Genomic DNA, 22,271 nt, shown 5'->3' with positions numbered 1-22,271 from the left:
ACTGGTCGGTTGCGGCCTATGGTTAACGAGGGGCTCTGCCGCGTTTTTCGGGCAGATCGCCGCGTGTGTAGAGCGCCCAGTCTAGCCCGGAGAGCGCGAGATGGCGGCCGACCTGCACGAGCCGGTAACGATCGTTGCAGCGAGCGATCATGCTGGCCGGGGCCGTCGTCGGATCTAGATCGATGAACACGAAGGCGGCTTTGGAACAGGTCTGGCGGATCGCGAGCGGATATCCGATACTGCGCGCGGCGACGTCGAGTACTGGAATCGGGCGGATCGTATCGACCAGGACCGTCGTGCCGAGCGGAACGCGGGACTGCATCGTAGCGATCGCCCGTGCCGGGTCGCCGCGCGCTGCAGCGGCGAGCGCATAGTCGCGATGCAGGGACGCACATACCACAAGCAACGTAAGGACGATCGCGACGCCTTTGCGCCAACCGCCGTGACGGATCGCTGCGCGCGCGGAATCGGCCAGCAGCAGAAGCAACCCGACGACCGCGACCAGATAATAGCGTGCGAAGCCGGCGTTGCCGATCCGCCAAAGCGCTACGCCGAGGACCAGCGGGAAGGCGATCGTTGCGAAGAGGTAGAACGGACGACGATCGGATGCGGCGCGCCATAACAATGCGGCGATCGCAACCAGCGCCACGCCGATCGTCGCGGTCGCAACGGGCAGCGCGAACCCGGTGGTGTAGGCGATCGTCTCCGCCAGCACGTCGGCGAACGTGGCGAGCGTGAAGCTCGGATAGCCGCCCGCCTGAAAGCCGGTCGTGCTCGCAGAGGCAGCGGCGATGACGAACGCGACGACCAGTGCGAAGACGGCGGCTGAAGGACCGAGCGCGCGCGCGGTCGTGGCGACGGCGGAGTCGATCGAACCGCGGCGGCTGCGTGTCGTGACGATCCAGCCAGCGTACGCGGCGAGCGCGAAGAGGTAGGTGAGTTGCGCGAGCAGTCCCGCCAGCGTCAAGGCGGCGAGGGCCCAGGCGGGCGGGGCGTCGTTACGGTGGGGGTCGCTGTCGAGCCAGCGGTCGATCAGCAGGACCGACAACAGCATCGCGAGCAGCATCGGCCCGTAGCCGCGCGCTTCTGCACCATAGGCGACTAAAATCGGTGATACTGCGAACAGGAGTGCGGCAATCAGTCCGGTCGTGGCGTCGCGCCGCCAGCCGATCGCCCCGGCCACCGCGATCGAGAGCGTGCCGGTCAGAATCGAGAATGCGCGGATCAGCAGAGGTGGCGCGTAGGGGCCGACCAGCAGGATCCATAGGCTGTTGAGATAGTGATTATTGTCGTGGTTGATCCGCCAGAAGATCCCCCAGGCGGAGCCGGCTTGCGCGACGAACTGCGCGGACCATGCCTCGTCGACCCATAGGCCACCGCGGGCGCTCCACAGGCGTAATGCGAGGCCGAGCAAGATGATCGCTGCGAGCGCTGCCGTTGCGCGGCGCGGTTGGATCGACGGCTTTTGCTGGATCAGCATCGTGCTGTCGCTGGGAGACGTTCATGAATGTCGGAACGTGATGATCCTCCCCCGCCAGGGGGAGGTGGCAGGCGAAGCCTGACGGAGGGGGCGGCAAGGGGTAACATCGGTTTCGTGTCCTCCCCCTCCGTCGCCTTTGGCGCCACCTCCCCCTGGCGGGGGGCGGATCGGAATCACCGCGCCCCCTATGTCGCTAATAGATTAACGCCGTCCTTACCCCTGGTTCTTCTGGCGCTTCGCCATGAACGCGAGGCGTTCGAACAGCATGACGTCCTGTTCGTTCTTGAGCAGCGCACCGTGTAAGGGCGGGATCGCCTTGGTTGGGTCGCGGTTTTGGAGGATGTCGAGGGGCATGTCCTCGTGCAGCAGCAGCTTGAGCCAGTCGAGCAACTCGCTGGTCGACGGCTTCTTCTTGAGGCCGGGTACGTCGCGCACGTCGTAGAACAGGTCCATCGCCTTGTTGACGAGGATTTTCTGGATGCCGGGGAAATGCACGTCGACGATCGCCTGCATGGTCTGGCGATCGGGAAACTTGATGTAGTGGAAGAAACAGCGGCGCAGGAACGCGTCGGGCAGCTCCTTCTCGTTGTTGCTGGTTATGATGACGATCGGGCGCTCGACCGCGCGGACGGTTTCCTTGGTCTCGTAGACGTGGAATTCCATCCGATCGAGTTCCTGCAACAGGTCGTTCGGAAACTCGATATCGGCCTTGTCGATCTCGTCGATCAGCAGCACGGGTGGCGCGGGCTGCGTGAACGCCTCCCACAATTTGCCCTTGCGGATATAATTGCCGATGTCGTGGACGCGCGCATCGCCGAGCTGGCCGTCGCGCAGGCGGGCGACCGCGTCATATTCGTACAGGCCCTGTTGCGCCTTGGTGGTCGACTTGATGTTCCACTCGATCAGCGGCGCGCCGAGCGCCTTGGCGATCTCGTAGGCGAGCACGGTCTTGCCGGTGCCGGGTTCGCCCTTGATCAGCAGCGGGCGGCGCAGCGTCACGGCGGCGTTGACCGCAACCTTCAAATCGTCGGTCGCGACGTAGCTCTGGGTGCCCTCGAAGCGCTTCATGCGATGTCCCGTCCGGTTCTGAATACCGGGTATGGATAGAGGGTTTTCGCAGCCCCGTGCAAGCCGGTTACAGATCGCCGCGGGCGCTCGCACGGGCTTCGAGCAGCGACCACAGGCCGCGGTGCTGCGCGAACAGCTGTTGCGCGCCGAACAGGATAGCGCGCTGGGTGCCGGGGGACGTGCCGAGCTCCGCGATCACCGCCTCGGTGTCGGAGTCCGATGGAAATGTCGGTGCGGGGATCGCGAGACCGAAGCGTTCCGCGGCGATATCGAGCATGACGCGGATCGCCCCCCAATCGAGTAGCAGCGCCGCGACCGCGCCGGTCGCGCAGCCGCGCCGCTCGGACCGGGCGAGCATTTCGAGTGCGTGGCGTTCGCCGACCAGCGCCGACTCGGTTTCCGCCTGGCCGGGGGTCGAGGGCAGCGGGCCGACCGCGGCAGTCAGCTGCGCGAGATAGGTGCGCTCGTCGACGAATCCGGCGGCGGCGGCGGTCAGCCAGTCCTGTGCCTCGGGCTGGGCCGCGTTTGTCAGGACATCGGCGATCATGCCGGGATGGTCGCCGTGCACCGAGCACAGCGCGTGGACCGCGTCGGTGAGGTTGCGAGCCGCCTGCCCGCCGGCAACGAGGCGGCGATAATGGGGGTGCGCGACGCTGCTATCGGCCTCGGCCAGCCGGACGAGCGCCTGCCATGCGCTGTGCTCGCCTACGGGCTCGATGCCCTGCGGTATTGTGGTCGAGACCATCATACTCCGGTCGTGCTGCGCCGTGGAACGATCGTCCACGGCGGGGTTCTCGTCGGTCCGTTTAAACGAAGCGCGTAAAGACGCGGTTTACGCGGTGGTAATTATCTCATGCTCATCGGTCGGCAATCGGAATGGCCGAGATCGTCGTTGCGATGCGCCCTTTACGCCGCCTCATGCCGTCGCGATAACGCGCCACCGAACATCTTCGGGCCGTCGGGCGGTATCCGGCGGGATGATCCCACGGAGTCTACAGGATGCGAACATGGTTGCTCGGGCTTGCGCTTGCTTCGGTCGGAACCGCCGCGATGGCTGCTGATCAGGTGGCCCCGGCGGTAGCGCCCGCCGAGCCGGTCAAGCCCGTCGAGGCGGCTAAGCCCGGCGATCTGACGATGGCACGCGTCTTCGGCAATCCGGACCTGTCTGGCTCTCAACCGCGCGCGGTGCGGCTGTCGCCGGACGGCACGCTGCTGACGAGCTTGCGCAACCGCGACGATGAGAAGGAGCGCTTCGATCTCTGGGCGGTCGATACCGCAACCGGGGCGGCGCGGATGCTGGTCGATTCGAAGAAGGTCGGCAGCGGTGCCGAGCTGACCGAGGCCGAGAAGATGCAGCGCGAGCGTGCGCGGATCGGCGGGCAGAAGGGCATCGTCGCGTATGACTGGGCGCCCGACGGCAAGTCGATCCTCGTGCCGCTCGACGGCGACCTGTATCTCGCAGGGCTCGACGGCAAGGTCACGCGGCTGACCAACACGCCCGGTGGCGAGCTGAACCCGGTGGTCAGCCCCAAGGGCGGCTTCGTCTCGTTCGTCCGCGACCAGAACGTGTTCGTCCAGCCGCTGAGCGGCGGCACCGCGCGGGCTGTCACCACCGGAGGGGGCGGCACGGTCCACTTCGGCGAGGCGGAATTCGTCGCGCAGGAGGAAATGGATCGCCGCACCGGATACTGGTGGTCGCCCGACGAGCGCTATGTCGCGGTCGAGCGGTTCGACGAGGCGCCGGTGCACACCGCAACGCGTGCGTCGATCGGCGCGACCGGGACCAAGGTGTATGAGCAGCGCTACCCGGCGGCCGGCACGCCGAACGTGCTCGTCGACCTGTATATCATGAAGCCTGACGGCTCGGGCCAGGTGAAGGTCGATCTGGGCACCAACCCGGATATCTATCTCGCCCGCGTGGACTGGACGCCGGACGGCCGGATGCTGCTGGTCCAGCGCCAGAGCCGCGACCAGAAGCTGCTCGAGATGCTCCGCGTCGATCCGGCGACGGGCAAGTCGACGGTGCTGTTCACCGAGAAGTCGGGCGTAAAGAGCTGGCTCAACCTGTCGGATGCGTATCATGTGCTCAAGGACGGCAGCCTGATCTGGCGGTCGGAGCGGAGCGGCTACGGGCATCTCTACCGGTTCGCATCGGGCAAATGGACGCAGCTGACCAAGGGCGACTGGGTCGTCACTGATCTGGTCGGGGTAGATGAAACCAAGGGGCGGCTGTTCTTCCTCGGCAACAAGGACGACGTGCTCGAGCAACAGCTCTATTCGGTCGACGTCGCCAAGCCGAACGTCATCACCAAACTGACCGAAGCCGGCTGGTGGAACAGCGCGACGATGGATGCCGCCGCGAGCCGCTTCATCATCTCGCGCTCGAACCCCAAGCAGCCGACGCAGGTCTATCTGGCCGACGCGACGGGCAAGCGAATTTCGTGGATCAACGAGAATGCGGTGGTCGAGGGGCATCCTTACTACCCCTATCTGTCGAGCCATCAGGAGACCAAGTTCGGCACGCTGAAGGCCAAGAACGGCATGACGCTCCATTATGAGATGATCACGCCGCCATTGGAGCCAGGCAAGAAATACCCAGTGTTCTTCGAACATTACGGCGGCCCCGGCACCGGCCAGCAGGTCACGCGCGGCTGGCAGGGTGCGCTGCCGCAGTATCTGGTCGATCGCGGCTGGATCTATTTCAAGATCGACAACCGCGGCTCGTACAACCGCGGCAAGGCGTTCGAGGACCAGATCTATCACGCGATGGGTACGGTCGAGGTCGAGGACCAGCTGTCGGGTGCGAACTACCTGAAGTCGCTGCCCTTCGTCGAGCCCAGCAAGATCGCGACCTATGGCTGGTCGTATGGCGGCTATATGTCGCTGAAGATGCTGGAGAAGACGCCGGGCGTGTATGCGGCGGCGGTGTCGGGCGCGCCGGTCACCGACTGGCAGCTGTACGACACGCATTATACCGAGCGCTATCTCGGCGATCCGGCGAAGGATCCGGCGAGCTACTCGACGTCGGCGGCGGTCGAGGAGGCGAACAGGATCGTCGATCCGTTGCTGCTGATCCACGGCATGGCGGACGACAATGTGTTCCTCGACAATTCGACCAAGGTCGCCGCGCGCATGCAGGCGACCGCGACGCCGTTCGAGATGATGTTCTACCCCGGCTACACGCACCGCGTATCGGGGCCTGGGATCAGCGAGCATGTCTGGGGGACGATCCTCAACTTCCTCGACCGGACAGTGAAGGACAAGCCGGTGCCTGAGGTTGCGCCAGCGCCGGTGAAGTAGCCGGCGGTGCGGTTCGTCGAGACGTTTCACCTGTGGCCTTTCCTCGACACGGTGGTGAGTTACATCGCCGCGTTCGTGTTCGGGACGTTGATCGGGGCGGAGCGGCAGTATCGCCAGCGGACCGCGGGGTTGCGCACGAACACGCTGGTCGCGCTCGGGTCGGCAGCGTTCGTCGATCTCGGGCAGCGGCTGGGCGGCGACGTCGAGTCGATCCGGATCATCGCCTATGTCGTGTCGGGGATCGGCTTCCTCGGCGCGGGCGTGATCATGAAGGAGGGGATGAACGTCCGCGGCCTCAATACTGCGGCAACCTTGTGGTGCTCGGCGGCGGTGGGGTCGTGCGCGGGCAGCGACATGATCGCGGAGGCGGGGTTGCTCACCTTCGTCGTGCTGTTGGCGAACACTGCGCTGCGGCCGCTGGTCGACGGGATCAACCGGATCCCGACCGAGGGGCGGACGATCGAGGCTACGTATAGCGTGATGGTGACCGCGGCGGCGGGGGATGCCGGGCCGATCGGCGATCTGGTGGTGGAGCATCTGGAGGCTGCGCAGTTGCAGGTGGCGGAGCTGGACGTGACCGAGCGGGGGGAGGACCGGGTCGAGATTGCGGCTACGCTGGTGGCGACGAACGTGCCGGCTGGGGAGCTGGATGCGATCACGGATCACCTGGCGAAGGTGCACGGGATCGAGCATGCGACATGGCAGGCGCGGACGCACGATTGAGGCGGGGGCGGATCTAGCTGTGCACCTTCCCCAGCCACCACCCCGGCGAAGGCCGGGGCCCAGTTGGAAAGGTCGCAGTAGTGGACCACAGCGCTCAGTTGGCAACGTCCCCCAACTGGGCCCCGGCCTCCGCCGGGGTGGTGCTACTGCTGGGGCAGGTGCTAATATATATATCGCCAAGCACTAGCGTGTTCCCCCGCGAAGGCGGGGGTCCAGTCTGGGCCCCCGCCTTCGCGGGGGAACAAGGAAGCAGGTGCAACGGTCGCCGCGATCCCCCCAAACTCCCCCTATCCGCGCAACAAGTCGAAAGCCGTTGGACCTCGTGGCGCAACGTCGGTACTGCCCGCCCCAAGTCCAATCGGAGTGACAACATGGGTTATCGGGTGGTGGTCGCGGGCGCGACCGGCAATGTCGGGCGTGAGATCCTCAACATCCTGGCGGAACGCGAGTTTCCGGCGGACGAGATCGCCTGCGTCGCGTCGTCGCGCAGCCAGGGGTTGATGGTCGACTATGGTGACACCGGCAAGCAGATCAAATGCACGAACATCGAGCATTTCGACTGGAACGGCTGGGACATGGCGCTGTTCGCGATCGGCTCCGAGGGCTCGGCGATCTACGCGCCGATCGCTGCGGCTGCCGGCTGCGTCGTGATCGACAATTCGTCGCTCTACCGCATGGACCCCGACGTGCCGCTGATCGTGCCCGAGGTGAACCCGGAGGCGATCGACGGCTACAAGGTCCGTAACATCATCGCCAACCCGAACTGCTCGACCGCGCAGATGGTCGTCGCGCTGAAGCCGCTGCACGATGCGGCGAAGATCCTGCGCGTCGTCGTCTCAACCTACCAGTCGGTCTCCGGCGCGGGCAAGGCGGGGATGGACGAGCTGTTCGAGCAGAGCCGCAACATCTTCGTCGGCGATCCGGCCGAGCCCAAGAAGTTCACCAAGCAGATCGCCTTCAACGTCATCCCGCACATCGACAGCTTCCTCGACGACGGCTCAACCAAGGAAGAGTGGAAGATGGTCGTCGAGACCAAGAAGATCCTCGACAAGAAGATAAAGGTCACCGCGACCTGCGTCCGCGTGCCGGTGTTCGTCGGCCATTCGGAAGCGATCAACATCGAGTTCGAGAACGAGATCTCGGCCGAGGAAGCGCAGAACATCCTCCGCGAAGCGCCCGGCATCATGCTGGTCGATAAGCGCGAGGACGGCGGCTACATCACGCCGATCGAGTGCGTCGGCGACTTCGCGACGTACATCAGCCGCGTGCGCGAGGATTCGACCGTCGAGAACGGCCTGAACCTGTGGTGCGTCAGCGACAACCTCCGCAAGGGCGCGGCGCTGAACGCGGTCCAGATCGCCGAACTGCTTGGGCGCCGGCATTTGCAGAAGGCCTAAACTGCGCGGGGCGACTCGCCCCGATATAAACTGCTTCGATCCGCTTGACCGCGTCGCCATCCAGAATGGCGGCGCGGTTTCTGCTTTTCGAAGCGTGCCCAAAATTTTTCGGCGCTCGTCGCGGGGCCTTCAGACCCACTTCGACAATTGGCCACATAACAAACCTTGTTATGTTTTGGGTGAAATGTTGATCTTCGGTCAGGAGTGGGCCGGTTAACATGTGTAGATAAGCTCAATTTTGATGTTTCGTAATGCTATCGTATATAACCGATCTAAGTATAAATTCGGAATCCGATCATATTGGCTAGATATCAAAGCCGTTTTAATAGGTAACTTACTGTTAGTAATCATGGGTCGAGGCTTCCCACGTTCCGGTCACTAGGTTGGAAGACAACCAGTGTCCGGTGACGGTTGGGCTGCATTTGCAGTCGCTTGTGGAGGTTATCGGCATGTCTATCGCATCGGCTTATGGGAATGCGTCGCAAGCTCGGAATTCGGGCGTCACCACATCCGGGATGGCCCAAACCGCCCGGCCGCGGCGCGAGACGAGCATCATGCGGCAGATCCGCGGCGGTGTATCGCTGATTGGGCTGGCCGCTGCGACGACGCTCGCGTCACAACCAGCCGTTGCCCAGATTGTCCCGCCCCCCAACGTCGTTGGCGTATGCTCCGGCGTCAGCCTTCCAAAATCGGTCGTTACCGAGATCATGCGCCCCGTCATCGGCGGGGTCGTCACACCGATCGAGAACACGCTCAATCCGATCCTGACGACCGTGAACCGAATTCTCCTCGTGCCGTTGGTGGGTGGGCTGATCCCGGCGCTTCCCGCAACGACGCAGACCATCGACGTCGACGGGTTGCTGACCTCTGCTGCCAATGGCGACGACATCACGCTGAGCGTACTGGACATAAACGGAAATGCGATCGGGCCGAATTCCAACTGCGTTTCGCAGGCGGACGGTTTTGAGCTCCGGACCCCGGCCGGCATCGCGATCGGCGGCAACCGGATCACCGGGCTCGGCGCGACCGGGGCGGCGGCGTTTGCAGGCGAGGAGAACTCGATCGCGTTCGGCAACGGGTCGGTGACCGATGCGACCGCGCTGGGGTCGATTGCGCTCGGCACCAATGCTGGCGTCGGTGCGGGCGCGACGGGCGCGGTTGCGCTGGGTACGGGGGCGACCGCCACCGGCGTCAACGGCGTTGCGTTGGGGGCGAACAGCATTGCCGCGCGCGGGCCACAGGCGGATTACGCCGCGGTCGGGCTTGCCGCGCTTCAGAACTCGGCGGGCGAAGTTTCCGTCGGCACCGTAGGTGGCGAACGCCAGATCACCAACGTCGCGGCAGGCTCGGCGGACACCGACGCGGTGAACGTCAGCCAGCTTGCCGGCGTCCGGGCGCAGATCGGCACGGTTGCCAGCGGTGCGGTCCAGTATGACGATGCGACCCGAGCAAGCGTGACGCTGGGCGGTGTCGGTGCGGCGGCACCGGTCGCGCTGACCAACGTTGCGGCAGGTACGCTCGATGCGGCCTCGCTCGACGCCGTCAACGGCAGCCAGCTGTTCGCGACCAACACCAACGTCACCAACCTGACGACCAACATCGCCAACGGCGCGATCGGCGCGGTGCAATATGCCGACGCGGCCACGCCGACGGTTCCAAACGGCGGTACCCCGACCAACGATGTTGCGCTGGTCGGTGCCACGGCAGCACCGGTCGGGCTGCACAATGTCGCGGCCGGCGTCGTCGCGGCAGGCTCCACCGATGCCGTGAATGGCGGCCAGCTGGCGACCGTGTCCGGCCAGGTCGGCGATCTCGCCACGCTGGCGGTGCAGTATGACGATGCGGCGCGCGCGCGGGCGACGCTCGGCGGTGTCGGTGCGGCGGCACCGGTCGCGCTGACCAACGTTGCGGCAGGTACGCTCGATGCGGCCTCGACCGACGCCGTCAACGGCAGCCAGCTGTTCGCGACCAACACCAACGTCACCAACACCAACACCGCGCTGACCAACCTGACCACCAACATCAGCAATGGCGGCATCGGCGCGGTCCAGTATTCGAACGCCGCGACGCCGACCGTGCCCAATGGCGGTACCCCGAGCAACGACGTCGCGCTGGTCGGTGCGGCGGCAGGGCCGGTCGGGCTGCACAATGTCGCCGCGGGTGTCGTCGCGACAGGATCGACCGACGCGGTCAACGGCGGTCAGCTTTCGACCGTTGTCGACCAGGTCGGCACCCTCAACACGCTGGCGGTGCAGTATGACGATGCGACGCGCGTGCGGGCGACGCTCGGCGGCGTCGGTGCGGCGGCACCGGTTGGCCTCGGCAACGTCGCGGCTGGCGCACTGGGTGCCACCTCGACCGACGCGGTCAACGGCAGCCAGCTGTTCGCAACCAACACCAACGTCACCAACCTCACCACCAACATCGCCAATGGCGCGATCGGTGCCCTGCAATATTCCAATGTGGGTACGCCGACCACGCCGAACGGTGGCGTGCCGTCGAACGACGCCACGCTGGTCGGCGGCGCAGCCGGTGCGGTCGCGCTGCACAATGTCGCCAACGGGGTGGTTGCAACCGGGTCGACCGACGCGGTCAACGGCGGTCAGCTGGCGCTGGTCTCCGGCCAGGTCGGCACGCTCAACGGGCTGGCGGTGCAATATGACGACCTGAGCCGGTCGCGCGTCACGTTCGGCGGGGCAGGGGCTGCGCCGGTCGTGCTTGGCAACGTCGCGGCAGGCACGCTCGGCGCGGGTAGCACCGATGCGGTGAACGGCGCACAGCTCGGCGCCACCAACGATGCGGTCGGCGTCAACACGACCAACATCGCGAACATCAATACCAGCGTTACCGCGCTTCAAACCGACGCCTTGCTGTACGACAGCACGCTTCAGGCGTTCAGCGCGAACCGTGGTGGCGCAGCGCAGCGCATCACGAACGTGGCTGCGGGTGTGCTTGGCGCCGGCAGTCTGGATGCGGTCAATGGCGGGCAGCTGTTCGGGCTGGGCAGCAGCGTTGCCTCCGCGCTCGGCGGGAGCTCGATCTACGATCCGGGTACCGGCGCGGTGGCTGCTGGCATCCTCTATGGCGGCACCACCTATGGTAGTGTGCAGGGTGCCGTGTCCGCGATCGAGACATCGCTCGGCGGCATGCCGACGAGCGCCGATCTGCGCTATTTCAACACGACCTCGGTTATGGCGGACTCGCGGGCGATGGGTACCGATTCCACGGCGATCGGCCCGAACGCCGTCGCCAGTGCCGATGGCGCCATCGCCGCCGGGCGCAACACGGTCGCCGCGAGCGCGGGATCGGTGGCGATCGGCGACGGTTCCAGCGCGATCACCGGCAGGGCGGTGGCGATCGGTTTCGCCAATATCGCGTCCGGTAACGGTGCGGTGGCGATCGGCGATCCCAATATCGCAACCGGCGACGGTGCGGTCGCACTCGGCCGCGACAACCAGGCAACGGGGATCGGCGCAGTGGCGCTGGGCGACACTAACTTCGCCACCGGCAACGGATCGGTATCGATCGGGCAGACCAACCAGGCGACCGGCAACGGGACGATCACGATCGGCACGAGCAACGTCGTCAACGGTCTTGGCGCGCTGGCGCTCGGCAACCGCAACCAGGTGAACGGCGACGGCTCGCTCGCCTTCGGGTCGGACATCGTGACCGGCGGCGTCAACACGCTGGTGGTCGGCAACGCCAGCACCGCCACGGGGGACTTTGCCGCCGCTTTCGGTAACAACTCGGCCGCGAGCGGCCTGAACGCGACGGCGCTCGGCACCGCCGCATCGGCGTCGGCGGACTATACGCTGGCCGTCGGCGAACGCTCAATTGCCTCCGGCTTCGGTTCGTCCGCGCTCGGTACGCTCTCGTCGGCCACCGCCTTCGCCTCCACTGCGCTCGGCGCAGGGGCGATCGCCAATCTGGAAAACAGCGTCGCGCTGGGCAGCGCCTCGTCGACGTTGCGCGGTGGGGTCGCCAACTACACCGCGTTCGGCCTCACCGGCGCGCAATCCTCGATCGGCGAGATCGCGGTTGCCCGCACCGCCGACTATGTCGATCCGGCCACCGGGACGTTCGCGCCGCTCGGCACACGCCAGATCACCGGCGTGGGCGCTGGCAGCGAGGATACCGACGCGGTCAACGTCGCGCAGTTGCGCGGTGTCTCGAACACGCTGGGCAACGCGTTCGTCGCAAGCCTCGGCGGCGGTGCTGCGTACAACGTCACGACCGGCGCGATCACCGGCCCGAGCTACGTCATCAATGGCACGACCTACACCAATGTCGGCGATGCGCTTGCCGGCGTGGGTGGGCAGATCGGCCAGGTGGCGACGAACAGCGTAAGCTACGACAATGCCGCACAGACCTCGGTGACGCTCGGCGGGGCAGGAGGCACGACGATCAGCAACGTCGCGGCGGGCGCGATCAACGCCACATCGACCGACGCGGTGAACGGCGCGCAGCTTAACGCCACCAACCAGGCGGTCGCCTCGAACACCACGGCGATCACCAATCTCGGCAATACGGTAAGCGACCTGTCGACCACGGTCACCACTCTCGGGGGGACCGTCGCCAATCTCGGCGCCTCGGTGACCAATGTCAGCACTGCGGTCACCAATCTCGGCAACGATATCAACAACGGCGCGATCGGGACGGTGCAATATTCCAACCCCGGCAGCCCCACGACCCCCAATGGCGGCACGCCCACCAACGACCTGACGCTGGTCGGTGCGGCGGCCGGACCGGTCGGGCTGCACAATGTCGCTGGTGGATCGATCGCCGCGGGATCGACCGATGCGGTCAATGGCGGGCAGGTGTACGCCCTGGCGCTGACCGCCGTGAACGCGGTGTCGTACGGCACCGATGCGAACGGCGCCCGCACCAACACGGTGACGCTGGCGGGCGGCAACGCGGCGGCACCGGTGACGGTCACCAATGTTGCCGCCGCAGCCGTCGCGGCCGGATCGACCGATGCGGTGAATGGTGGTCAGCTCTACACCACCAACCAGGCGGTCGCGACGGCGCAGGGTACCGCGGACAGCGCCTTGGCGCTCGGCAGCAACTCGGTCCAATACGGTGCCGGACGGACCAACGTGACGTTCAACGCAGGCGGCGCGGCAACCGTGCTCAGCAACGTCGCGGCGGGCGTGTCGACCACCGACGCGGTCAATGTCGGGCAGCTGAATTCGAGCATGAATTCGGCGGTGACGCAGGCCAATGCGTATACCGACGGACGGATCGCGGCGCTCGACTTCGACCTCCGCTCGGTGCGACGCGACGGCTATGCGGGCACGTCGGGCGCGCTCGCGGCAGCCGGACTTCCCCAGGCGTATGAAGCAGGCAAGGGCATGGTCGCGATCGGTGGCGGCACCTATGCCGGACAATCGGCAGTCGCGGTCGGCATGTCGAAGGCGTTCAACGACGGGCACACTGTGGTCAAGCTGAGCGGCACCTACGACTCGCAGGGTCGGGCCGGTGGCTCGGGCGGGATCGGGTATCAGTTCTGATCTGCCCAAGACGACGACGGGAGCGGGCGGCCTTCGGGTCGCCTGTTTTCGTTTGGCGGCGTTGACAGACGGGTTCGGGTCTCCGAACGGACGCCGACACCATTGCAGGATGAGACCGTGGCGAGCACCTCGAGCGAGACCCAATATTTCGACAGCTTCGACGGCACGCGCCTCGCGTGGCACGAAGTCGGTGAGGGACGCGCGGTGGTGCTGATCCACGGCTATTTCTCCGACGCGAAGACCAACTGGATCCGCTACGGCCATGCCGCGAAGATCGCCGCGAAGGGCTTCCGCGTGATCATGCCGGACCTGCGCGCGCATGGCGCCAGCGACAAGCCGCATGGGCTGGAGGCGTATCCGGCGGATGCGCTGACGCAGGACGGCCATGCGCTGATCGCGCATCTCGGACTGACCGAGTATGATCTGGGCGGCTATTCGCTGGGCGCGAGGACGACATCGCGGATGCTGGCGACGGGCGCGACGCCGCGGCGGGTGATTTTTTCGGGGATGGGGCTGGAGGGGCTGACGCAGACGTCGCGTCGCGCCGGGCATTTCCGCAATATCCTGACGAAGCTGGGCCAGCATGTCCAGGGTACGCCGGAGTGGCTAGCGGAGGCATTCCTGAAGACCACCGGTGGCGATCCGGTGGCGTTGCTCGGTATCCTCGAGACGTTCGTCGACACGCCGCTGGAGAGTGTGAAGGCGATCCAGCAGCCGACGCTCGTGGTGTGCGGCGGGGAGGACCAGGACAACGGCTCGGCGCCGGATCTGGCTGCGGCGCTGCCCCACGGAACGTATGTCGAGACGCCCGGCGGCCACATGAGCGCAGTGGTGAAGCCCGAACTTGGTCAGGCGATCGCCGACTTCCTGGCGGGCTGACTTGGCTCCTCTTTAATCCTCCCCCGCCAGGGGGAGGTGGCTGGCCCTTGCCAGACGGAGGGGGAGGAAAGAGAAACCTCTGTTGCGTGTCCTCCCCCTCCTTCACCTTCGGCGCCACCTCCCCCTGGCGGGGGAGGATCGCAGGGTTGGCCGGTAGGCGGTTGACCGAGCGGCGGCGGACCATCACTCTGGGCGCATAATCCAGGGGAAGATCATGATCCGTACCGTCTCTCTTATCGCGCTCGCGTGCGCGATTGCCGTGCCCGTGACGGCACAGGCCCAGACTGCAGCTCCCGCCGCCACTGGCAAGCCGACTGTCGCGCAAGCCGACGCGTTCGTCGCCGAAGCCGAGCGCGTGATGGCGGCGAAGTCGATCGATGCGAACCGCGTCGCGTGGGTCAACGCGACCTACATCACCGACGATACCGATGCGCTGGCGGCGAAGTCGGGCGCGGAGATGACCGATCTCGGGGTGAAATATGCGCTCGGCGCGGCACGGTACGCGTCGCTGCCGGGGCTGTCGTTCGATACGAAGCGCAAGCTCGATTTGCTGCGCGGCGGGCTGACACTGCCGGCACCGACACGGCCGGGCGCGTCCGAGGAGCTGTCGACGCTCAACACCAAGATGTCGTCGTCCTACGGCAAGGGCATGGGCACGCTCGACGGCAAGCCGATCAACGGCTCGGATATCGAGGCGGCGATGGGTTCGACGCGCGATCCGGCGAAGCTCACCAAGATGTGGACGAGCTGGAACGACAAGGTCGGCGCACCAATGCGCGGCGACTACGCGAAGATGACGTCGATCTCGAACGAGGGCGCGCGAGAGCTCGGCTACAAGGACGTCGGCGCGTTGTGGCGCTCGGGCTACGACATGACGCCCGAGCAGTTCGCGGCGCTGACCGACACGATCTGGAAGCAGGTCGAGCCGCTCTATATGGCGCTCCACACCTACACGCGGTGGAAGCTGAACGAGAAATACGGCGATGCGGTGCAGGCCAAGACCGGGCCGATCCGCAGCGACCTGCTCGGCAACATGTGGGCACAGGAATGGGGCAACATCTACGACATCGTCGCACCCAAGGGCGCGGGCGATCTGGGTTTCGACACCGGCGATCTGCTGAAGGCCAAGGGCTATGATCCGCTCAAGATGGTGAAGCAGGGCGAGGGGTTCTATTCGTCGCTCGGCTTCGCGCCGCTGCCGGAGACGTTCTGGAAGCGGTCGCAGATCACCAAGCCTGCCGACCGCGACGTGATCTGTCACGCGTCGGCGTGGGATCTCGACAACCAGGACGATATCCGGATCAAGATGTGCACCAAGGTGAATGCGGACGACTTCGTCACGATCCACCACGAGCTCGGCCACAATTACTACCAGCGCGCGTACAAGGCGCAGCCGATGCTCTACAAGAACGGCGCGAACGACGGCTTCCACGAGGCGATCGGCGATACCGTCGCGCTGTCGATCACGCCGGATTACCTGGTGAAGATAGGCCTGCTCGACCAGGCGAAGGTGCCGAGCGCGGACAAGGATATCGGACTGTTGCTGCGGCAGGCGATGGACAAGGTCGCGTTCCTGCCGTTCGGGCTGCTGATCGACAAATGGCGCTGGGGCGTGTTCTCGGGGCAGATCCCGACGACCGGGTATCAGGCGGCGTGGGACCAGCTGCGGCTCCAATATCAGGGGATCAAGCCGCCGGTCGCGCGCGACGAGACTAAGTTCGATGCGGGCGCGAAATATCATATCCCGGCGGCGGTGCCGTACACGCGGTATTTCCTGGCGCGGGTGTTGCAGTTCCAGTTCTACAAGGCGGCGTGCGACCAGTCCGGCTGGAAGGGGCCGCTGCATCGCTGTTCGTTCTACGGCGACAAGGCGGTGGGGACGAAGCTGAATGCGATGCTGAGCATGGGGCAGTCGAAGCCGTGGCCGGATGCGTTGCAGGTGTTCACCGGCAGCCGCGAGATGTCGGGCAAGGCGCTGGTGGAGTATTTCGCGCCGTTGAAGGCTTGGCTGGACGTGCAGAACAAGGGGAAGCCGACTGGGTGGTGAGGGGGCGTTGGCTTATCGCCAGCTGATTTTCGCCCGCTAACTCCTAGTTCCCCCGCGAAAGCGGGGGCCCAGGGTTACGAACGCTACCGCGGTTTTAGCTCTGCCCCCGCCTCCGCGGGGGAACGAGAGGAGTAGGCCGGGTTATCCAACCCAATCCACCCCGGCGAAGGCCGGGGCCCAGTTGGAACGTCCCGAGTAATGAAGCGCATCGCTCCGTTAGCAGTGTCCCCCAACTGGGCCCCGGCCTCCGCCGGGGTGGCGTGCTATCAGGGGTGGTGTGCTGCTCGGCGTGAGCAGCTTACTCCGGAACCGTCCCCGGATCGGCGATTCCAGCCTCGAACGACTTCGACGAGTCCGCCCCGTCTGCTTGATGCGCGTGCTTGCCGTTAGGCTTGGGCGCCGCCGGAACCTTGGGCGTGCTCCCGCGCAGCGTCAGGAGCGCGCCAACTGCGGCGCCAGCGACCGCGACACCGCTGAAGATCGCAGCGGCGCCCCATTTGCCACGCGTCTTTTCGGGTGGCTTGGCAACCACGACCGGCGTGGCGGTTTTTCGCGCGGGGGCCGGGCGGGGCGTGCTGCGCTTGGTCGAACGCGGCTTTGGCGTTGGTTTCGCGACGGGTTTGGGCGGCGCATTGGCCACCGGCTTGTCCGTACCGGGCTTTGCAACCGGTACCGGCTTGGGCGCGACCGGCTTTGCAGACGACGTCGCAGCCGGAGCCGCCTTCGGCGCACTGGCCTTGCGCGGCGCGCGCCGGCGGGCGGCGGGCTTCTTTGCTTCCGTATCGGGCGTGTCGGTGTCGGCCACGGTTATCTTCCCTCAGCAATGATTCCGGATGCGTAACCCATTCGAGCGAGATCCGCTCTGATTATTACCGGAACGGCGGCTCGTCGAACGCCCGGAGCTTGCGGCTGTGGAGCTTGGCGCCCTCCAGGCGGAGCTGTTCGCAGGTCTCAATGCCGATCCGTAGATGCTCGCTGATCGCGCGCTCGTAGAAGCGGTTGGCTTGGCCCGGCAGCTTCAGCTCGCCGTGGAGCGGCTTGTCCGAAACGCACAGCAACGTGCCGTAGGGGACACGGAACCGATAGCCCTGCGCGGCGATCGTCGCGGATTCCATGTCGATGCCAACCGCGCGGCTGAGCGAGAAGCGGAGCGCGGACTTTGAGTAACGAAGCTCCCAGTTACGGTCGTCGGTGGTGACGATCGTACCGGTGCGCAGGCGGCGCTTGAGTTCCTCGCCCGACTGGCCCGAGACGATCTCGGCCGCCTTCGCCATAGCGAGCTGGACTTCCGCGATCGCGGGGATCGGGATCTCGGGCGGCAGGACATCGTCGAGGACGTGGTCGTCGCGCAGATACGCGTGCGCGAGGACATAGTCGCCGATCCGCTGGCTCGGCCGCAGCCCGCCGCAATGGCCGATCATCAGCCACGCCTCGGGGCGCAGCACCGCGAGATGGTCGCAGATCGTCTTCGCGTTCGACGGGCCGACGCCGATGTTGACCAGCGTGATGCCGGTGCGGTCGTCCGCCATCAGGTGATAGGCGGGCATCTGGTGACGCCGCCAAGCGCTGTCGGAGATGATCTTGTCGATGTCGTCCCCCGACGAGATCGTGATCCCGCCGGCGCCCGACAGGCTGGTGAAGCGCGAGCCTTCCCCCAACTGCGTGCCGGCCCAGCGGACGAACTCGTCGACGTATCTATGATAGTTGGTGAACAGCACGAAGCGCTGCGCATGCTCGGCGGGCGTGCCCATGTAATGCCGCAGGCGCGCGAGGCTGAAATCGGTGCGCAGGCCGTCGAACAGCGCGAGCGGACGCGTCTCGTCCTGCGCGATCCACAGACCGTCGGCGATCTCGTCGCCGATGTGCGCGAGTTCGGTCGCCGGGAAATGGCGCGACAATTCGGTGGCGGAGACCTCGTCGAGGCTCAGCGCGTGGCCGGGTTCGATCACGTACGGGAACGGGATTTCCTGGCGACCCTCGACCGCTTCGACGGAGACGTCGTAATCCTCGATCAGCAGCGTGAGCTGTTCGATCAGATATTCGGCGAAGATCGCGGGCTTGGTGACGCTGATCTTGTATTCGCCTGGCGTGACCATGCGACCGAACGAGCGCAGCGGGGTGGGGCGGTCGACGCCGCCCTTATAGATGAGGCGGATCTCGGGATAGGCGAACGAGCCGTCGGTGCGGCTGACCGGATCGGGCGTCGTGCCGTCGGCGATATACGCGCTCATGGCGGCTTGGAGGCGCTCGACAGAGGCGCGGTAGAGGCGGTCGAGGTCGGCGACGAGGTCGGATGCGATTGTCATCGGGCAGTGTTAGGTGGCGGAGGTTACGGTGGCAAGACCACCTCAATCCTCCCCGTGTCGGGGAGGTGGCAGCCCGCTTGGGCTGACGGAGGGGGCGCCCCACGAGCGTAACGCTCGCGGTGAGCCCCCTCCACCCTTCGGCAAGGTGCCGAACGGTCCCCCTCCCCGTGCCGGGGAGGATTAGATCTCGCTGAGGAGATGCTCGGCCGAGCTCACCTTGAACTCGCCGGGGGCCTCGACGTTTAGCTGCTCGACCACGCCGTCGTTCACCAGCATCGAGTAACGCTGGCTGCGCGTGCCCATGCCGAAGCCCGAGCCGTCCATCGTCAGGCCGATCGCCTTGGCGAAATCGCCATTGCCGTCGGCCAGCATCGTGATGTCGCCGGCACCCGCCGACTTGCCCCATGCGCCCATCACGAACGCGTCGTTGACCGAGACGCAGGCGATCTCGTCGACGCCCTTGGCCTTCAGCTCGGCTTCCTTCTCGACGAAACCGGGGAGGTGCTTGGCCGAACAGGTCGGCGTGAACGCGCCGGGGACCGCGAACAGCGCGACCTTGCGGCCCTTGAAGAAGCTGTCGGTATCGACCTGATCGGGGCCATCCGCGGTGGCCTTGACGAGAGTGGTGGTGGGAAGGCGGTCGCCGACGCTGATCGTCATCTGAAATCTCCTGTCGCCGCGAGTTGGTCTCGCGCGAGCCGTACCTTGGACGCGGGCGCCGGTATTTCAAGCGTGGCGGGCGCTCGTCTGCGCCGCTATGTTCCAACGCATGGACAAGACGGCCTTTCTTTCGGGACAATTCCTGCTCGCGATGCCGGGGATGAGCGACCCGCGCTTCGCCCGCGCGGTGATCGCGATGTGCAGCCATGACGAGAATGGTGCGATCGGGATTGGGATCGGCGCGACGATCGACGGGCTGGGCTTCCACGATCTGCTCGAACAGTTCGGGATCGAACCGGGCGACTCGCCGAACGCGCCGGTGCATTTCGGCGGGCCGGTCGAGCCGCGGCGGGGGTTCGTGGTGCACTCGTCTGACTGGGGCGGACAGGATTCGGTCGATGTCGCCGGGCGGTGGAAGCTGTCGAGCACGGTCGACGTGCTGCGCGCGATCGCCGAAGGGAAGGGGCCGTCGCAGTGGGTCGTGGCGCTTGGCTATGCCGGTTGGGATGGCGGACAGCTCGAGGGCGAGCTGTCGCGGCCGGGCTGGTTCAACGTGCCGGGGGATGCCGAACTGCTGTTCGATACTGTGGCAGAGGATCGCTGGACCTCTGCCTTCGCGAAGGCCGGCGTGGATCCGCGGTTGCTGGTGGCGGAGACGGGGCGGGCCTGAAATCCTCCCCCGCAAGGGGGAGGTGGCTGGCGCTTGCCAGACGGAGGGGGAGGAAAGGGTAACCTTTGCTCCGCGTCCTCCCCCTCCGTCACCTTCGGTGCCACCTCCCCCTGGCGGGGGAGGAAAGTTTGCGGCGGCGGGCGGGGCTACATCCATCATATAAAGATATCTTTATATTTGATTTGAGCCCTCCGATCCCCTAAGTGGCACGGCATCCGGCACGGGCATGAGGCTCGCCGATCACAGAATTTCCAGGAGACCCATCGTGGCCACCACCCTCGCCCCCGCGAAGCCCGACTACGTCGTCGCCGACATCAGCCTCGCCGATTTCGGCCGCGCCGAAATCAACATCGCAGAGACCGAAATGCCCGGCCTGATGTCGCTGCGCACCGAATTCGGCGCGTCGCAGCCGCTCAAGGGCGCGCGCATCACGGGCTCGCTGCACATGACGATCCAGACCGCGGTGCTGATCGAGACGCTGACCGCGCTCGGCGCCGACGTCCGCTGGGCGACCTGCAACATCTTCTCGACGCAGGACCATGCCGCTGCCGCGATCGCAGCGACCGGCGTGCCGGTGTTCGCGATCAAGGGCGAGAGCCTGGCGGACTATTGGAACTATGTCGGCGACATCTTCTCGTGGGATCGCGACGTAGAAGGCCAGACCGCCAACATCATCCTCGATGACGGTGGCGACGCGACGATGTTCGCGCTCTGGGGCGCCAAGCTCGAAGCCGGCCACACGATGCCCGAGCCCGAGAACGAGGAAGAGGTCGAGATGCAGCGTGCGCTAAAGGCGTACGTCGCGAAGAACCCCGGCTACCTGACCGAGACCGTCAAGAACCTGAAGGGCGTCTCGGAAGAGACTACGACGGGCGTTCATCGTCTTTACGAGATCGCCAAGAAGGGTGAGCTGCCGTTCCCCGCGATCAACGTCAACGACTCGGTCACCAAGTCGAAGTTCGACAACCTCTACGGCTGCAAGGAATCGCTGGTCGACGCGATCCGTCGCGCGACCGACGTCATGCTCGCCGGGAAGGTCGCCTGCGTCGCCGGCTTCGGTGACGTCGGCAAGGGCTCGGCCCAGTCGCTCCGCAACGGCGGCGCACGCGTGATGGTCACCGAAGTCGACCCGATCTGCGCACTGCAGGCGGCGATGGAGGGCTTCGAAGTCGTGACGATGGAAGAGGCCGTGACCCGCGCCGACATCTTCTGCACCGCGACCGGCAACGCCGACGTCATCACCGCCGATCACATGAAGGCGATGAAGCCGATGTCGATCGTCTGCAACATCGGTCATTTCGATTCTGAGATTCAGATCGCCGCGCTATCGAACTACGACTGGACCGAAGTGAAGCCCGGCACCGACCTGGTGAAGTTCCCGGACGGCAAGCAGATCATCATCCTGGCGAAGGGTCGCCTGGTGAACCTCGGTTGCGCCACCGGCCACCCGTCGTTCGTGATGTCGGCCAGCTTCACCAACCAGACGCTCGCGCAGATCGAGCTCTGGACCAAGGGCGAGAACTACAAGAACGAAGTGTACGTCCTGCCGAAGCACCTCGACGAGAAGGTCGCGATGCTCCACCTCGAGAAGCTCGGCGTGAAGCTGTCGAAGCTTTCCGACAAGCAGGCTGGTTACATCGGCGTGCCGGTCGAAGGCCCGTTCAAGCCGGACCACTACCGCTACTGATCTTCCTGACGATCGCTGCGTAAAAGGCCGCGTCCACCATTAGGTGGGCGCGGCCTTTTCGTTACGGCGCCATACCTATGAGACGACGCGAAAGCGGAAGCGGTACGAGTTGGACTCCGCGCCACCGCCGCTGCCATCGCGCACCTCGCCCAGCAGGACGCTCGCGGTTCCGCTTGATGGCGCGCGAAGTCTGATCAAGGCGACCTGCGGTAAGCCGGGCGCGCCGACAGAACGATCGGGATCGTCGATCGTAGTGATGGGTGCCGCGAGCGTCACCCGCTTCGACGACAAGATTTGCCACCGATAGCTTGTGCCAATGATAGACGGCAGCGCGATCCGGATTTCGGATCCAGGCGTGACGGGGACCAATCGACCCACGTCCTCCACCCGCAGCACTTTACTAGTGCCAGTAGCCAGTTCAGCGGTCGCCAGGCCCGAAGCCGCCAACGCCATCGTTGCAATTCCCGTCATCCAGTTCATCCGCAGTACTCCATTGGCAGAGATCGCAGTCCATTGGACGCGACAGAGATACTTACCTTCGCCG

15 protein-coding genes are annotated in these 22,271 nt (G+C 65.7%); 8 read left to right on the top strand and 7 right to left on the bottom strand.

Annotated features, from left to right (window positions below; translation table 11 throughout):
* Nucleotides 1-22: 22 nt before the first annotated feature.
* The 3 genes from U1763_RS03750 to U1763_RS03740 all read right to left on the bottom strand — a co-directional run bounded on the left by U1763_RS03750 (nucleotide 23) and on the right by U1763_RS03740 (nucleotide 3,332).
* Entirely contained in the window at nucleotides 23-1,480 is a 1,458-nt protein-coding gene (locus tag U1763_RS03750; protein WP_332754172.1) for a glycosyltransferase family protein, read from the bottom strand.
* Between the two features lie 213 nt (nucleotides 1,481-1,693).
* Nucleotides 1,694-2,548 (bottom strand): AAA family ATPase, encoded by an 855-nt coding sequence (locus tag U1763_RS03745; protein WP_132896738.1) that lies wholly within the window; start codon nucleotides 2,546-2,548, stop codon nucleotides 1,694-1,696.
* 67 nt (nucleotides 2,549-2,615) lie between these two features.
* The gene (locus tag U1763_RS03740; RefSeq protein WP_243693290.1) at nucleotides 2,616-3,332 is read right to left on the bottom strand and encodes a DUF6975 family protein; all 717 of its coding nucleotides are present in this window, start codon (nucleotides 3,330-3,332) and stop codon (nucleotides 2,616-2,618) included.
* 266 nt (nucleotides 3,333-3,598) lie between these two features.
* On the opposite strand from U1763_RS03740, the gene U1763_RS03735 reads away from it, so the two are divergent.
* The 6 genes from U1763_RS03735 (at nucleotide 3,599) to U1763_RS03710 (ending at nucleotide 16,404) form a co-directional block, all read left to right on the top strand.
* Nucleotides 3,599-5,848, top strand: coding sequence for a S9 family peptidase (locus U1763_RS03735; RefSeq protein WP_443026881.1), 2,250 nt, complete (start codon nucleotides 3,599-3,601; stop codon nucleotides 5,846-5,848).
* A gap of 6 nt (nucleotides 5,849-5,854) precedes the next feature.
* Entirely contained in the window at nucleotides 5,855-6,571 is a 717-nt protein-coding gene (locus U1763_RS03730; RefSeq protein ID WP_132896736.1) for an MgtC/SapB family protein, read from the top strand.
* A gap of 371 nt (nucleotides 6,572-6,942) precedes the next feature.
* A complete protein-coding gene (locus tag U1763_RS03725) occupies nucleotides 6,943-7,968 on the top strand; it encodes an aspartate-semialdehyde dehydrogenase (RefSeq protein WP_132896735.1) in 1,026 nt (341 codons plus the stop codon).
* Between the two features lie 449 nt (nucleotides 7,969-8,417).
* A complete protein-coding gene (locus tag U1763_RS03720; RefSeq protein WP_332754171.1) occupies nucleotides 8,418-13,478 on the top strand; it encodes a YadA-like family protein in 5,061 nt (1,686 codons plus the stop codon).
* A 117-nt stretch (nucleotides 13,479-13,595) separates the two neighbouring features.
* The gene (locus U1763_RS03715) at nucleotides 13,596-14,357 is read left to right on the top strand and encodes an alpha/beta fold hydrolase (RefSeq protein WP_332754170.1); all 762 of its coding nucleotides are present in this window, start codon (nucleotides 13,596-13,598) and stop codon (nucleotides 14,355-14,357) included.
* Nucleotides 14,358-14,571: 214 nt separating this feature from the next.
* Nucleotides 14,572-16,404 carry a M2 family metallopeptidase gene (locus tag U1763_RS03710; protein ID WP_332754169.1) on the top strand — a complete coding sequence of 611 codons (1,833 nt, stop codon included), beginning with the start codon at nucleotides 14,572-14,574 and terminating at the stop codon, nucleotides 16,402-16,404.
* 298 nt (nucleotides 16,405-16,702) lie between these two features.
* On the opposite strand, the gene U1763_RS03705 is transcribed toward U1763_RS03710, so the two are convergent.
* From U1763_RS03705 to U1763_RS03695, 3 genes are all read right to left on the bottom strand, one after another.
* Entirely contained in the window at nucleotides 16,703-17,209 is a 507-nt protein-coding gene (locus U1763_RS03705; RefSeq protein WP_332754168.1) for a hypothetical protein, read from the bottom strand.
* 64 nt (nucleotides 17,210-17,273) lie between these two features.
* Nucleotides 17,274-18,710 (bottom strand): AMP nucleosidase, encoded by a 1,437-nt coding sequence (locus U1763_RS03700; RefSeq protein WP_332754167.1) that lies wholly within the window; start codon nucleotides 18,708-18,710, stop codon nucleotides 17,274-17,276.
* A 180-nt stretch (nucleotides 18,711-18,890) separates the two neighbouring features.
* A complete protein-coding gene (locus tag U1763_RS03695; RefSeq protein ID WP_332754166.1) occupies nucleotides 18,891-19,370 on the bottom strand; it encodes a peroxiredoxin in 480 nt (159 codons plus the stop codon).
* 109 nt (nucleotides 19,371-19,479) lie between these two features.
* Between U1763_RS03695 and U1763_RS03690 the strand changes: the two genes are divergently transcribed.
* A complete protein-coding gene (locus U1763_RS03690; RefSeq protein ID WP_332754165.1) occupies nucleotides 19,480-20,040 on the top strand; it encodes a YqgE/AlgH family protein in 561 nt (186 codons plus the stop codon).
* 226 nt (nucleotides 20,041-20,266) lie between these two features.
* On the top strand, nucleotides 20,267-21,727 hold the full coding sequence (ahcY, locus tag U1763_RS03685) for an adenosylhomocysteinase (RefSeq protein ID WP_443026873.1): 1,461 nt from the start codon (nucleotides 20,267-20,269) through the stop codon (nucleotides 21,725-21,727).
* Nucleotides 21,728-21,802: 75 nt separating this feature from the next.
* Here the strand turns inward: ahcY and U1763_RS03680 are convergent, their stop codons facing one another.
* Nucleotides 21,803-22,207, bottom strand: coding sequence for a protease inhibitor I42 family protein (locus U1763_RS03680; protein ID WP_332754163.1), 405 nt, complete (start codon nucleotides 22,205-22,207; stop codon nucleotides 21,803-21,805).
* Nucleotides 22,208-22,271: the final 64 nt, after the last annotated feature.

Source organism: Sphingomonas sorbitolis (assembly GCF_036663875.1).
In the GTDB taxonomy this organism is placed as follows: domain Bacteria; phylum Pseudomonadota; class Alphaproteobacteria; order Sphingomonadales; family Sphingomonadaceae; genus Sphingomonas.
This window is presented reverse-complemented; position numbering and strand designations above follow the sequence as displayed.